The following is a 14,303-nucleotide window of genomic DNA, read 5'->3' as shown; positions in this document are numbered from 1 at the left end:
CGTGGTATAGGCCACCACGACAGCCTGTCATTATTGAAATCTGAAAGTTACCTAACCCATCTCAATCAGTCGCCACTTCACCGCATAGTTCGCTACATCCACCAGCCAATCCTGCTGCGGATCGGGAAAAGGTTGTCCCTTGACGGCCCAGGTTTGGCGCCAGCGCCAGTTAACCAGTGCTTTGAGGGGATGTTCGTCCGGCAAGAGCGGTTGCCAGATGCCGGTGTGGGGACAGGTTTCTGCCCCGTCACACTCAGTGCGGACCGGATTGGCCCGCGCTTCGCGCCATTCACCGCTGCTGAGTTGTCCGATACGGGCGGGGACCGGCAACTGCTCGGGATCGCCTCTAAAATGCCACATGATACGGCCGGATTTTGGCGCTAGAAAATGGCGCAGATTGTCGAACCCTTCGTTATCGGTATAGCGTTGCGGGGCCTGCTGGCGATCAAAAAGCAGATCCTCATAGCTGGTCCGCGCCAGTAACTGAGGCAGCCAATAGCCGCTAAAAGGCACTCTGACGCCCTCGTATTCCGATGACACATGATTATGCCCCTCTCTCAACAAAGCATAGGGCACCTTGGGATATTCTGGCAATACCCACCCTTGCGGGATATGTGCACGGCCGGTTAAGTCCGCTCCAGGCGTGGGTGCCGGAGGGGGCGGGATTGGCACGACCTGTTTGGCGGCGTTGATCAGGTCTTCTTTGTTACCGTTCCATTGCGGCAGGTCGGCGGGTGGTAAAGGTAACACTTTGTCCAGGTTGGGGAAGCGGAGATCGCGATTACGTTCGATGGCATCATTAAATATGTCATAGCGCTCAGCGCGTGAATTATCGATACCATAAGGAGAGAGGCCGCCGACTGATTGAAATTCGCTGCGCAAATAATTTGCGGCCCCCCAACTCCCGAATTTGACGCCTTCGTGCAGGTAATGGAGTGCGCGCGGTTTGTCTTTTATGAAAAGGTTATATTCAATTCCTAGTTCCTCCGCGGCATCTCCATTGCCCTGTGAAAACGCACATTCGAGCATCTTGAGGGCGATCGGCACATTGGCCCACCGACCACGTTCGGGCGCGTCGCTACCAGAATTCAAACTGCGCCCTATCGTGAACTGGGCATAACTGCTTCCCATCTCCGCGGCTTGCTGCCAGAAAGCCCACGCGTTGGTTGGGTCGGGCTTGACGATAAAGCCATCGGCGTAATAATTGCCCATCACCGCGTACGCCAGCGGTACGCCCATCTGCATCGCCTGTTCTGTCAGTGCCATCGCCACCTGCGGTTGTCGTGCCACCAAGAGTTTATCCGAATCGATCAACCCCCACACCCCGGTCTGATACAACGTTGCCAGATTGTTCATCGCCCTCCAGTGCTTGCGCTCCGCTGCTTTGGTGTACAGCGCCAGAATTTGCGGCCAGTCACGGTCCTCCTTCCAGAGCGTGGGCGTGTCCAGCGCCACCGCCTGTTGATACCAGATTTCTGCCTGCGCATCCACTGGCGGCGTTACCGTCAATTCATGCTTGCAGAGGAACTCTGTACGGTGTGGAAAAAAAAGCGGGGGAATCTGGTGACGGGGAAGTGTGTTATCCATGGAGCATGCTGTCAGTGTAAGTGAAATAAAAAGAACAACTGCTGATAACCAGCGGCCTAATCCGCATCGGGTCCGGTTGTACCGGGGTGAAATAACGTTGAGCAACTTAGACATCCCATTTTTACAAACCGGTTGCCCACTGCATTGGACGGTCATGCCAATGCCTCGTTATAGGTAGCGGCAGCAGGGGCTTGCGCCACGCGGACGCCAGTAACGCCCGTTCCCCCTCGCTGGTCGGAGTAGGTGACGATGAAATTTTGAATCCGCCCGTTTTGTTTCTCAACAATTTCGGAGTTGTCTTGCATTTTTTTCACCCAACCTTCGTGAGTTTTTTGAATACTCAATGGGTTTCCATCACCACCATCCCACTCCTCTCCCGCCAAATTTCCCCATACCCTTTCCCGCGCACCCCGTGCAAATTCCGCATTCACGCAACTGATGTTAATTTCGCTATCCACCACCATGCTGCGCACATTCATGTTGGCGCTGCCGAGCGTTAAAAACACGTCATCGATAATCATCAGTTTGCTGTGGATGTAAATTTCACGACATCGGTTCGAATGCGAATCCTGTGTATACAGCTTGGCGATCAGGATTTTGATGCCCATCCCCTCCAACTCGGCCTCGGTTACCGGGATGCGCGCAGCCGAGTCGACAATATCCCCCTTGGTGATCTCGTCAATTGACGGTATCAGCCTCCCAAGCGACATAAGCTTCTTGAAAGGAGTCGCAATCCATTGATTGAAAAAGCCCAAACTCCATTCACGTTGCTGCCTGACTGCCTCATCGTAGTTCTTCATGGTCTGGGCTTGGCCCAGTTCGGCCACGGTATCGTAGGTGCGCGGGACCATCCCGTGGCGCTCGGCTTCGGGAATGACGATAAAAACATATAAATCGGGAACATTGGCTCCCCATCCACATTCCCGCATACGCTTAACATAACGCTTACGCATGGCTTTCAGATGTTCTGCCCATGGTGTGTACTGAAAGTATTGATTTTCGATATAGAGATAATTGCGCGCCTGACTGGTGGCCAGCCAGTAGGCTTCCTGAATAGTTTTGTCCGACTCTTCCGGTTGGGTACGCACGATCTGCGCCATCTGCCGCGTTGTGCCGGAAGGAAGAAGCCTAAAAGCATCCGGCGTGATCGCCTCCCGCGCGGACTGCAACCAGCCCGGTTGACTGTCGCCTCCGCCCAGTTTGACAATCGGGCCCTTGAAGGTCTCGTCCAACATGTCTTTAACAAGTTTGGCACGGCTAGTATTGGAATTTTTCTTGCCCGTCTCTCCCTGTATGGCAGACACTTTAGAGGATTCAGGCACAGGGTCCCAGTTCCGTTTGGCCTTATCCCATGCGGTCACAAAATTCCGGTTCAGGCAATGCAGCGCTTTACCCTTCACCCGAATCGCGTAGTCACGGAATGGTTTAAGTCCGAGCCCAGGATTGCGCTTATCCGCTCCGCCTTCGCGTTGATGCCCGCGTCGCTCATCGTTATAAAGGTGCGCAGGCGTATCCCAATAGTCGGTGGTGGAATTGAGTCCCATCACGTAGCCGACCGCTTCCTCTCGCAGTTCGACATCAATCAGAATCGGCTTTTGGTGATGCGTTGCTACGCGGATCAGGCCTAACACTTCAATATCCGTAAACCCTGGCGTTTCTCCTTTCAGACTCGCCGTTATCGCTCCAGCATCAGCTGAGCGATAACGCACATGCAGATTGGGAATACGCCCCGCCATCGCATCATCCCACCAGTCTTCACAAAATTTGGCACGCGCATAGTTGGGATCTTTCTTGTCGGCCCGCCCCCATTTAGGATGACCGTAAAGATTGCTTGCCACACGACCAATAGGGCCAAACCATCCATCAGCGAACCACACCAGCAAACGCACCGTCACGCCGCTACTAGCTCTCTCACGCAATAAATCGCCGTAAGTGGTACTACGCGGCCAATCCTTTGCGTTGCGATCTGTCACTTCCATACCGGGATCAAAACCCCAGCAGATCAGGTCAATGCTTTTTATAGCCGCCTTGATATCTTTAACAATGTGGGGAAATGCTTCTGATGCGCAGATATAAAAATCGAGGTGATTGTCGACCGAAATCGGATGCCGACCAACACCATTACGATTCTCCAATAACCATTGCCGACTCATGGTAGCCCGACAGTTGACTTCATCAACATGGGTCGTTTCAGTAAAAAATAGGTCTTTGATATTCGGTGGCATGGAACTCCTGTCTTTTGGCTTTCAGGTAAATCGAAAAAATAGGCAGGGCTTAGATAGTGCTGTTGTCCGGTTTCTTTGTTACCAACCGCGCTGCAGACAAATCCACCGTTGCCGTACAGTACGATCATCAACTCAAGGCTTCGGGCTTTATCAGCACGCCGGTTTAGTGAAACAACGCGTTCATTCCCTCTGTTCCGCAGAGACTGAGTGGACCAGCGCAGGTTGATTCAAGCGTGTTGGAATAGCGCTGCCAGATGCGCTGAAAGTGCGACTGCTGGACATGATGGAAGACCTTCCGCTACGAACGTGAGGACGATTGAATGCAATCTTTATCTTTATTACAATCTTGCAATCGTGGAGGTGAAAAACTCTGCGGCAATAATAAACGGGAATGGTCGTGAATAGTTCTAAGAAGATTCTGGTTCTTGTAGGGAATGGCAAATCAAAAATGAGGCGAGATAAGAAGCGAGTGTCGGAATTAACTATTCTTTACTGAGTCTTATGTAAACAATGCCAACCACAAACTTACCAATCCATCTAACGAAGAATTCGCCTTGCAGTCATAATTACATCTATTGAAAGGAAATGTCGTTACACTCTCCGCATGCACAAATCTGTCCCACCTTTTCTGCCTGGCGCGCCTCCTCCTGACAAATCCGATCCAGCTTCGGCGGAAGGAATAGCGCGTGACGAATCGATTAATACCATCATTGATACCGTCGTCGAAAAATCGGTAAATACTTCAGCCAATACATCAATGAATAACTTGCTCGGCATTGCATCGCCTATCGATCAATGGCAGCAACAGGATTGCTTCACAATTCTCGATACAGCGTTCGATGCAGGTGGTCATTTTCTCGCTACATGGCAGAGTTGGTGCGAACATCCCGAGCGCCCACAACAGTTACATTATTTGGCGTTGATGCCAACCTCATTTTCCATCGCGGAACTGACCGAAGCGCACGCAACATGGCCGGAATGGGCGATGCACGCGCAGGAATTACGTGCGGTCTGGCCAACCTTGATGGCGGGCTTTCATCGTCTTTATCTGGCGCACAACAAGATCGTATTGACGTTGATGATTGGCGACAGCGGTAAATGCTTACAACAGATTGAAGCCCGTATAAATACATTTTATGTCCATGGTCCAGCGCAACAACTATGGCCACTACCTTTGCTGGGAAGACTCAATCGACTAGCGATTCCCAACGCAAGATTAACTATTGTTGATCTGAGCGATAGACAACAAAAAAGTTTGGAGCAAGCCGGATTTGTTTTTGAGAATCCTGCCATCGTCGACAATACAAAAAATTCTGCCGGCTTTGCAAACACTGCAATCGCGTATTTTTTGCCACGCTGGCAGCCAACTTTGCCAACTAGCAATCCCTCTCAGAATCAGCGTCACGCGATTATTATCGGCGCAGGATTAGCGGGCGCTGCCGCTTGCCAACGGCTGACATTGCGCGGCTGGAAAGTCAGCCTGATCGAGCGTCATGCCGATATAGCGCAAGAAGCATCCGGCAACGCCGTCGGCATTTTCATGCCGGTTTTATCAAGAGATGATAATCCGACTTCGCGCTTGAGTCGTGCCGCGTATCTTTTCGCACGCCATGTATGGGAAAGTCTCGGCGGTATAGGCAATGCCTTCTCGGGTGCAAGTTGCGGTGTACTTCAGATTGCGCGCGACGCCGATCAGGCCGATGCGCAACGGCGTTGGGCGGCGCAAGCCAAGCATCCAAACGACTATGCGCAATGGCTCACGCAGTCGGCCGCCAGCGCGCTACTCGGAACCGAAGTGAACCATGGCGGTTGGCGGTTTCCCGGCGGCGGATGGGTGCATCCGCGTAGCTTATGTCAGACAATGCTGGAGGCTTGCGGTGAACGATTGGAAATGCATTTTAATAGGTCGGTCAGCTCGCTCATAAAAACGGTCGATGGTTGGCAAGTATGCGACGACAAAGGAAAAGGGATTGCCAGTGCGCCGGTGGTGATTATGGCAAATGGAATGGGTGCGCTAACGTTTCCACAAACCCGCGATCTGCCACTAACAGCCATTCGTGGTCAGGTTACCTACCTCCATGAGGACAGCGCCCCAAACATCACACAAGTGCTGTGTGGAGATGGCTATTTAACGCCGGCCGCTGACGGTTGGCACAGCTTGGGTGCGACGTATGACGAAGACCACGAGGAGATATTGCGGCAAAAAAGTCAGAATGAAAATATTGTCCGTCTTCAGAAAATTTTACCCGATTGGAAAGTCGATACGGCGCAACTGCCACTCGCTGGAAGGGTGGGTTTCCGCTGTGTCTCCACCGACCGTTTACCGTTAATCGGTGCCCTTCCAGATCCGATAACAAACTCTGCACTGCGTGAACCGCAACTGAAAGATCTGCCGCGATTTCCTGGCCTGTATGGATTGCTGGGATTTGCTTCGCGTGGGTTGATCTGGGCACCGCTCGCAGCCGAACTGCTGGCGGCAGAATTGAACGGTGAGCCGTTACCGATCGAAGCGGAGCTGGCGGCGGCCGTCGATCCTGCACGTTTTCTTTTGCGGACGCAGCGTCGGAAAAAATCCAATTAATGTAAACATGTAGCTGGCGATGAATTAAAAACCGTTCGCGACACCAATCCTGCAAAAATCTTCAATCACGAATCGATATTTCTAGAAGACTTCAAATAGACAAAAAAGATGCATAAAGGCGTGCGGCTACTTGGAGTGCACTTCGCCAATAAATATCGAAAAAGCAATAAAACGTACGAATACGTAAGAAAAACAATGATGACCCAAACGCATCAGGGCCATCATCACCAAAAAGTTATCTTTCCCAACCGCGCTCACGGAACCGCCAGTCACCGCGGGGACCGTGCTCCCAACCCGGTGCATGGTAACGATAGCCGGGACGCGCCCGCATATAATGTCCGCCGACCCAGACATGCCGACGACCATTCCAGCGCCAATAGCCCGGTGCCCAGATAAAGCCGCCACGCGGTGGCGGTACAACCTCATAGCGTGGAGGCGGCGGAGCAACCCCGATACCGACGACCACCTGTGCGTGTGCCTGCGTTATCGGCGCTATGAATCCAGCGCTCACTGCGAGCAAGCTGACGCAAAGAATCGATTTGAACTTCATGAAAATTCTCCTTTAATGTGAGCAAGTCCTGATAAGTAATATAGGCCAGCACTTTCACATTAACTGTAATTTTTTGTTTCCAATTTGACCAAACAACCGGTTTTTCAGCGTTTTTGACACAGTTTGAAACACCTCTCACGCTGCTTATCCTGCTCAGGCTAAATTCGACGGGAATCGACTGTGGTAAAAGCCGGAATGGGCGAGCGCTAAGGTAAAATGCATCCATTCAGCCGTGACCCGCAGGTCCGACAGGCCCCTAAGATCCGTCCGATGCATTCGACCCATGAATCAGTCCAATGATATCGGCACTTACTATTTACCAAAAATACCGGAACACCCATGTTGCGATTGAACGAAATACAGCTACCGCTCGACCACCCGGAAGACGCGCTCCGCAGCGCGATTCTGGACCGGTTAGCAATTAAACCGGCCGCGCTGCTTGGCTTTACGATTTTTCGTCGAAGTTATGACGCCCGCAAAAAGAATGCAGTGTTGCTGACCTATACGGTCGATGTCGAATTGGAAGATGAGGCGGCGGTGCAACAACGTCTCAAGGCGCTTAAAAATGTGACGCCAACCCCAGACATGGAGTACAAATTTGTAGCGCATGCAAACGGTACAGAAAAGTCGCGACCAGTTGTGATCGGCACCGGGCCTTGTGGACTGTTTGCTGCCTTGATTTTGGCGCAGATGGGTTTTAAACCAATTGTCCTGGACCGTGGCAAAGCGGTGCGCGAACGGACCAAAGATACGTGGGGCCTCTGGCGCAAGCGCGAGCTGCAACCCGAATCGAATGTACAGTTTGGCGAAGGTGGCGCAGGAACCTTCTCCGATGGAAAATTATGGACGCAGATTAAAGATCCAAAGCACTACGGTCGCAAAGTGCTGACCGAATTTGTCACGGCAGACGCCCCGGAAGAAATCATGTACGTCAGCAAACCGCATATCGGCACCTTCCGTTTGGTGAAGATGGTCGAGAAAATGCGTGCATCGATTGAAGCGCTGGGCGGAGAGTTTCGTTTTGAGCAAAAAGTCCAGGATCTGGATATCGATAAGGGGCAAATCCGTGCCGTGATCCTCGCCAGCGGCGAGACCATTGTCACCGACCATGTAGTGCTGGCAATCGGTCATAGCGCCCGTGATACCTTTCGAATGCTTTTCGAGCGCGGTGTTTACGTCGAGGCGAAGGCATTTTCGGTCGGTTTTCGCATTGAACACCCGCAATCACTGATCGATAAATGTCGATTTGGCCCAAGCGCCGGTCACCCTATCCTTGGCGCTGCCGATTACAAATTGGTGCATCACTGCGCTAATGGCCGCGCGGTATACAGCTTTTGCATGTGTCCTGGCGGCACGGTCGTGGCGGCAACCTCCGAACCGGGACGCGTTGTCACCAACGGCATGAGCCAGTATTCGCGCAATGAACGCAACGCTAACAGCGGCATCGTGGTCGGTATTACGCCGGCTGATTACCCCGATCATCCGCTGGCCGGAATTGCCTTGCAGGAACATTGGGAGTCGCGTGCCTATGAACTGGGCGGCGGCAATTACAACGCACCAGGACAACTGGTGGGCGACTTTTTGGCGGGTCGCGCCTCAACTGAATTCGGCACGGTATTGCCATCCTACAAACCTGGCGTGCAGCTTGGCGACCTCAGTTTGGCACTGCCGGAGTATGCCATCACCGCCATGCGCGAGGCGTTACCCGCGTTCGATAAACAAATCCGTGGCTTTGCTATGGCGGATGCGGTACTGACGGGCGTGGAAACCCGCACCTCTTCGCCGGTGCGGATCAAGCGCCACGACGACAGCCTGCAAAGTTTGAACACTGTCGGTTTATTCCCTGCTGGCGAAGGTGCGGGCTATGCGGGTGGCATTATGTCCGCGGCAATTGATGGCATTCGTGTTGCAGAAGCGGTGGCGCTGAGCATGACCAGTAGCACCGGCAACTAGCCTGATCAGGAGATCATGTGACGCAAAAATAGCGCAGAGCGATAGCCGTTGAACACATGCCGGCGTCGCTCTACCGCTTCAATCCCCTAGCGCGCCAACGACCACCGACATCATACTGATCGCGCTCATTTCAATGCCGTCTACCGGGATTGAAATCGATTCGTCATCCTGCTGCGTACCGATCACATATAGCAATGGCAAAAAATGTTCGGCGGTCGGAACTGACAATTGTCCATCTTCGCCAAGTGCAGCGTAATCCGTCACTTTTTGCACATCGCCAGCCAATAAGCTTTCTCGGATAGTGGTGTTGAAACGCATCGCCCAATCCCGAGCCGGTGCGTGTGGGTCCCAATTTGCCAGCCGCAAATTGTGCACCACATCCCCACTCCCGATAATCAACACGCCTTGCTCGCGCAAAACGGCTAATTTCCGTCCAAGTTCAAGATGAAATTGCGGTGGCTGCGTTGCATCGATGCTCAACTGGATAACCGGCACGTCGGCTTTTGGAAAAGCCTTCACCAGAACCGACCAGGTACCGTGATCCAACCCCCAGGAATCATCCATCTCAACCGTCATCGGTGCCAGCAAGTCACGCACTTGGGCCGCTAACGCAGGATCGCCCTGGGCTGGATACTGAATATCAAACAAGGCCTGCGGAAACCCTCCAAAATCATGAATAGTTTTCGGCATTGGCATCGCCGTAACATTGGTTCCACGCGTGTACCAATGCGCTGAAATAGATAAAATTGCCCTTGGCTTCAAGGCGGTTACGCGCGCGCCCAACTGTTCCCAAGCGGCGGTGTAGCGATTATCCTGCAAGGCGTTCATAGGACTGCCATGACCAAAAAATATCGCTGGCATGCGATGGGTGACAACATGGCTCATAAAATCTCTCCGCTAATAATGTAAAAAATTGAAAAGGCTGGGAATCACGCTACGCCAGCCGCTCAAATGGCCTTGAAACGAGCTGTGATATAAGCCGTTAATTCCAGCCGTTGATGCCAGCCGTTGAAACAAGCCCTCAAACTGCGAATATTCACTATATATTTTTTCACTTGAAAGAAAAATAGGCTTCGTAGAAAATGATCATTCCGAATTCCAAAATAATAGTGCGTCGTTATGAATTTATTTGAATCGATGAAAGTGTTTGTCAAAGTCGCCGATTGCGGCAGTTTATCGGCCGCGGCGCGGGCATTGGATATCTCAAATCCATCGGTGACCCGCCACATTGCTGACCTTGAAGCCTATTTGCACGCGCGCCTTCTTAATCGCACGACCCGCCGGATTAGCCTCACCGATACCGGAACCGCGTATCTTGAGCGCAGTCGCCAGCTCTTATTTGATCTCGATGAAGCGGAAACGGAAGCCAGCAATAGCGCGGCGAACCCAAGCGGGATATTGCGTATTAACGTTCCGGTATCTTTTTCAGTGAATCATCTTGGCCGCGTATTACCGCTTTACGCTGAGCGATATCCTAATGTCGTACTTGATGTCTCCTTATCGGACCGCATCGTTGATCAGGTCGACGAAGGTTACGACCTCGCGATCCGAATCGGCAAACTACAAGGACAAAGTTTAGTTGTGCGGAAAATCGCACCGGCGCGGGTTTTGTTGTGCGCTGGGCCCGGCTATCTTGCAAAAAATGGTACCCCCCAACATCCGATAGACTTGGAAAACCATGTCTGTTTGAATTATGCCTACTCGACACCGCGTGATGAATGGCGTTTTTTACGCGATGGCAAAACGATTGCTGTGCATGTCAAAGGCGGACTTAACACGAACAACGGCGATCTGTTGCGTGAAGCTGCGATAGCGGGGATGGGAATTATTCGGCAACCTTCGTTCATTGTCGGTGATGATGTTCGCGCGGGGCGACTTGTCATGTTGCTACCCGAATATCACAGCGAGACACTTTCTATCTACGCGGCATATCCCAGCCGTCGGCATTTGTCTGCCAAAGTTCGCACCTTTGTGGATTTTTTGGGAGAGCAATTTGGTGACACGCCCTATTGGGATCTGGGATTGCCACACGAGTGAACCCGTCATACGGTTGATGTGCAACCAATCAATCCCTTGGCGCCCCACAAAACCGCAATGCAAGCGGCACACAATAGTCCTTTCACCGCATATAACAAAAAGGGCCACTTAGCAAACTAAGTGGCCCTCTTGATGCAGCCGAACCAATGTTCGACTGACCATATTAATGCGAATATTATTTCTTAGGCGTTGCGGCGCGCGCAGCTTTTTCAGCTGTTTGTGCAAACTGAGTTGTTGCGTTATTTACATTAGCTTCCAATGTTTCAACGGCTTGCTTAGCTGACTTAGTCAATTGCTCGTAACCAGCGTTAGCGTTGCCAATGACAGACTTCAGAATCGCGATTGCATTTTCCGAACCTGCTGGAGCGTTCTTGCTAACTTCATCAATCAACGCGTTAATACGGCGGCTGGTTTCTGCAATTTGTACTTCTGCTGCTTTAGTCAATTCATTTTGTGTACCAGTAGCGATACCTTGCAAATGACGACCGTAAGCGGCTGCTTTTTCTGCGCTTGGCTTAGCTTGTGATGCCGATATCGACATAAATTCTTGCGCATCTTTCGCGCCCAACAATTGCTTGGCCGAAACGCTCGACTCTTCCATCGACGCTTTAGTTGCATTCATGTTCAATTCGATAACTTTTTCAACGCCTTCGAATGCTTTAGTAGTCAGCGTGTTCAATAGTGCGAGTTGCGCTTCGAAATGGGCTTTAGTGGCTGCGGAAAACTGCTCTTGAAATGAAAACATGTTCTTCTCCTAAATTATAAGTAGTATTGCTAAAGATCAGCCACCAAAATGGTGCGCTGCAACAAAACGTATTTTACATATAGAAAATATGACGTCAAGAACTATTGTGCGACGCAACAAATATAAACGAATGATTTAACATTTGTCCCTCGACACTTGTATTTATCCCACAACAGCACCTATTCTGCAAGGGTACAAAATCTTTTAGATTCGGACATTTTCCGGTTTCGCACTAAGCAGCTTTGATAGGCCTGGATGCTATTTTCAAAATACGTGCGTCCTTCTTTGAGTCCCAATTTGGCCAGGTGTTCCGCTGTCTTTCTGCTCACTTGAAAATGCTGATAATCAATCGGTTTACGCCAATCGCCGCCCCAAATCGGGAATCCATGCGCGGCAAAAATCTGGACTACCTGATCGTCGACCATTCCAGGTCTTAATGGTAAACGCGCTACATACGCCTTCCCGGCCGCTGGACTAACATCCACCCTTCCATTGCCAGAGCGGAGCAAATAGGGATTTTGTAGAGGATTAATATCAATCGCCAAACCGTATGCGTGTAACGACGGTGCACCACCGCCGGTTATCGGCCGATAGTTGAAAGCGGAGGTATTATTATCGGCCATCGACGCATCGTCATCCCCAAGATAACTATTCATCAAATGCGCACCGGCCAAAGGAAAGCGGCGTGCCAGCAATAGCGAGAAAATAGTGCGCACCTCCGGCGCAACCGCCGCCATCACCATGACTTCTCCGTCATTGTGAAAGCGATCATCGAAGCCGATATAAGAGAAACGCACTATTTGCAATTGGGAGCAATTCACAGGCGCACCCGGTCGCATGACGCGTGTACTTTTAAGACGCGCGCAGTTGACATCGTCAGGCGCCACCATTGCCGGACGATCTGTCGACACTTCAGCGCCAGCCGCAACCACGCAACTCAGGGTAAGAAAAAGGTGGGGAAGCAGCCTTAGCGATGGCAACAATCGCAATGTCAACGTTGTTGTTAATCGGTTCACAGCTGCCGACCTGTCAAGCGGGGACCTCAATCAGATCATGGATCACCAGCCCTGCATCGGTTCTGCCAAACATGCCGACTGTTGCACTTTGTATCGCCTTCAATGCATCTTGATAGCCTTGCTCCCAACGCCATTGCACCGAACCACGCGAAAAATTAACGTCCTTCGAGGCCATATTCCAATCATGACCGGAATAGCGTAGCCGCACCAAATGGATGGTGCTGGTGTCGGCGAGGCCAGCAAATTGTTTGAGATCGGCTTTGCTCCGCTCTTCTGCTGGTAATTTTTCATATAACGCCCGCGCTGTGCGGCGTAACTGATGATTGAGTAAATAGTTTTCAATGTGGCGCTGTGATCGAGATGCAAATGTCACATCCTTCTGGCGCGTTTCAACCTCATCGAGGGTGCGCGGCTCTTCACCTTCTGCACTCCAGAGATCCACCATCAGGCAGATCGTATCAACCCGCGGTTTATCGGGCCGATCATCCTGATCATCGAGCACGATTTCCAAAGGTGTATTCGAGTACAAACCGCCATCCCAATACAAGTCGCCATCCACGCGCACCGGGGCGAAACCGGGTGGCAACGCGCCACTAGCCATTACGTGTTCGATACCGATTTTGCGCTGATCGGAGTCAAAACAGACCAATTCGCCAGTCGTCACCTTCATGGCACTGACCGTTAGCCGAATACTGTCGGGACAGTTCAGAAAATCCAGATCAACCAATCGCGCCAGAGTCTCGCCTAACGGCGCTGTGTCATAGAAACTTGCTTGTTCCGGCTCTACCGGTAAACCCAGCGCGAATGGGTTAATGTGGCGCGGCTTAAAAAAACCCGGCACGCCGCGTAACACCGTATCTAACGTTGTCCACCAGGTACTGGACTTGCGCGCAGCATCCGGCACTTGCGCCATGTCCACCAGATCTTTATGCGAGACCGAATCCCAGAATTCTTTTAAGCGTGCGAGTCTTAACTCCCGCGAGTTACCGGCAATAATAGCGGCATTGATTGCGCCAATGGAAGTACCCACCACCCAATCCGGCGTCATGTTGTGTTCGTGCATGGCTTGATAGACGCCAGCCTGATATGCACCTAATGCGCCACCGCCCTGCAAAACCAATACAATGCGGGGACTCGCGGCTGGTTTAGTTGTCGGCCTCGTGACTGGCTTACTACCTGACTCATTACTCGGCTTGGTCGTCGATTCAACTCCTGCTTTGCTGCCGTCCTTGATGCTTCGTTTAATGCTGGCCTTGGAGCTTGGTGCGGTATCGGCCTTGATAACTGCCTTTGCGATAGCCGGTTTATCGACTTTTTTCATACCCTTAGCAGGAATGACCTTGGTTGCGCCAGAGGTTGTCGCTTTAAGGGGAGATGCCACGCTAGCAGCACGTTTACTCGTAACTTTACTGGTCATGTGACGCCATCCTTTGCGGTAATAGAAACCTAATCTTACCCGACCTTACTAATGTGGTGCCGATAAGCAACTACTTATGCATTAAGCCAATGACGTTATCTTGCTTTGGCGCATCCATTAATCAGCGACACGGCCAACCGCAACTTCACTTTGCTAAGAGTCTCATGCCGAGAACTGACTCTACAGTCTCAA

General features: G+C 51.6%; 10 protein-coding genes. 3 read left to right on the top strand and 7 right to left on the bottom strand.

Annotated features, from left to right (window positions below):
* Nucleotides 1–51: 51 nt before the first annotated feature.
* Together ACXX82_RS12325 and ACXX82_RS12320 are read right to left on the bottom strand one after the other, a co-directional pair.
* The gene (locus ACXX82_RS12325) at nucleotides 52–1,587 is read right to left on the bottom strand and encodes an SEL1-like repeat protein (RefSeq protein ID WP_458563012.1); all 1,536 of its coding nucleotides are present in this window, start codon (nucleotides 1,585–1,587) and stop codon (nucleotides 52–54) included.
* A gap of 152 nt (nucleotides 1,588–1,739) precedes the next feature.
* Nucleotides 1,740–3,812: a phospholipase D-like domain-containing protein gene (locus ACXX82_RS12320; protein ID WP_458563011.1), complete on the bottom strand. Its 2,073-nt coding sequence runs from the start codon at nucleotides 3,810–3,812 to the stop codon at nucleotides 1,740–1,742.
* 604 nt (nucleotides 3,813–4,416) lie between these two features.
* Between ACXX82_RS12320 and mnmC the strand changes: the two genes are divergently transcribed.
* Nucleotides 4,417–6,393, top strand: a complete 1,977-nt coding sequence (gene mnmC / locus ACXX82_RS12315) for a bifunctional tRNA (5-methylaminomethyl-2-thiouridine)(34)-methyltransferase MnmC2/FAD-dependent 5-carboxymethylaminomethyl-2-thiouridine(34) oxidoreductase MnmC1 (protein ID WP_458563010.1) — start codon at nucleotides 4,417–4,419, stop codon at nucleotides 6,391–6,393.
* A gap of 235 nt (nucleotides 6,394–6,628) precedes the next feature.
* On the opposite strand, the gene ACXX82_RS12310 is transcribed toward mnmC, so the two are convergent.
* Entirely contained in the window at nucleotides 6,629–6,943 is a 315-nt protein-coding gene (locus ACXX82_RS12310; RefSeq protein WP_322235066.1) for a YXWGXW repeat-containing protein, read from the bottom strand.
* Nucleotides 6,944–7,282: 339 nt separating this feature from the next.
* On the opposite strand from ACXX82_RS12310, the gene ACXX82_RS12305 reads away from it, so the two are divergent.
* Nucleotides 7,283–8,896 (top strand): NAD(P)/FAD-dependent oxidoreductase, encoded by a 1,614-nt coding sequence (locus tag ACXX82_RS12305; protein WP_458563009.1) that lies wholly within the window; start codon nucleotides 7,283–7,285, stop codon nucleotides 8,894–8,896.
* Nucleotides 8,897–8,974: 78 nt separating this feature from the next.
* On the opposite strand, the gene ygiD is transcribed toward ACXX82_RS12305, so the two are convergent.
* Entirely contained in the window at nucleotides 8,975–9,781 is an 807-nt protein-coding gene (gene ygiD, locus ACXX82_RS12300) for a 4,5-DOPA-extradiol-dioxygenase (protein ID WP_458563008.1), read from the bottom strand.
* A gap of 234 nt (nucleotides 9,782–10,015) precedes the next feature.
* Here ygiD and ACXX82_RS12295 point away from each other — a divergent pair, with 234 nt between their 5' ends.
* Nucleotides 10,016–10,933, top strand: coding sequence for a LysR family transcriptional regulator (locus tag ACXX82_RS12295; RefSeq protein WP_458563007.1), 918 nt, complete (start codon nucleotides 10,016–10,018; stop codon nucleotides 10,931–10,933).
* 175 nt (nucleotides 10,934–11,108) lie between these two features.
* Here the strand turns inward: ACXX82_RS12295 and phaP are convergent, their stop codons facing one another.
* From phaP to ACXX82_RS12280, 3 genes are all read right to left on the bottom strand, one after another.
* Complete coding sequence (gene phaP / locus ACXX82_RS12290; RefSeq protein ID WP_322235054.1) at nucleotides 11,109–11,678, bottom strand: TIGR01841 family phasin; 570 nt, start codon at nucleotides 11,676–11,678, stop codon at nucleotides 11,109–11,111.
* A 179-nt stretch (nucleotides 11,679–11,857) separates the two neighbouring features.
* Nucleotides 11,858–12,694, bottom strand: coding sequence for a M15 family metallopeptidase (locus ACXX82_RS12285; protein ID WP_458563006.1), 837 nt, complete (start codon nucleotides 12,692–12,694; stop codon nucleotides 11,858–11,860).
* Nucleotides 12,695–12,707: 13 nt separating this feature from the next.
* Complete coding sequence (locus ACXX82_RS12280; RefSeq protein ID WP_322235050.1) at nucleotides 12,708–14,111, bottom strand: patatin-like phospholipase family protein; 1,404 nt, start codon at nucleotides 14,109–14,111, stop codon at nucleotides 12,708–12,710.
* Nucleotides 14,112–14,303: the final 192 nt, after the last annotated feature.

The sequence above is a fragment of the Glaciimonas sp. GNP009 genome, assembly GCF_054343755.1.
The sequence above is the reverse complement of the archived record's forward strand: the minus strand, read 5'-3'. Positions and strand labels throughout refer to the sequence as shown.

Excerpts from the sequence above, each read along its gene's own strand:
- ACXX82_RS12325 (WP_458563012.1), bottom strand. The coding sequence starts at position 1,587 with ATGGATAACACACTTCCCCGTCACCAGATTCCCCCGCTTTTTTTTCCA.
- ACXX82_RS12320 (WP_458563011.1), bottom strand. The coding sequence starts at position 3,812 with ATGCCACCGAATATCAAAGACCTATTTTTTACTGAAACGACCCATGTT.
- mnmC (WP_458563010.1), top strand. The coding sequence starts at position 4,417 with ATGCACAAATCTGTCCCACCTTTTCTGCCTGGCGCGCCTCCTCCTGAC.
- ACXX82_RS12310 (WP_322235066.1), bottom strand. The coding sequence starts at position 6,943 with ATGAAGTTCAAATCGATTCTTTGCGTCAGCTTGCTCGCAGTGAGCGCT.
- ACXX82_RS12305 (WP_458563009.1), top strand. The coding sequence starts at position 7,283 with ATGTTGCGATTGAACGAAATACAGCTACCGCTCGACCACCCGGAAGAC.
- ygiD (WP_458563008.1), bottom strand. The coding sequence starts at position 9,781 with ATGAGCCATGTTGTCACCCATCGCATGCCAGCGATATTTTTTGGTCAT.
- ACXX82_RS12295 (WP_458563007.1), top strand. The coding sequence starts at position 10,016 with ATGAATTTATTTGAATCGATGAAAGTGTTTGTCAAAGTCGCCGATTGC.
- phaP (WP_322235054.1), bottom strand. The coding sequence starts at position 11,678 with ATGTTTTCATTTCAAGAGCAGTTTTCCGCAGCCACTAAAGCCCATTTC.
- ACXX82_RS12280 (WP_322235050.1), bottom strand. The coding sequence starts at position 14,111 with ATGACCAGTAAAGTTACGAGTAAACGTGCTGCTAGCGTGGCATCTCCC.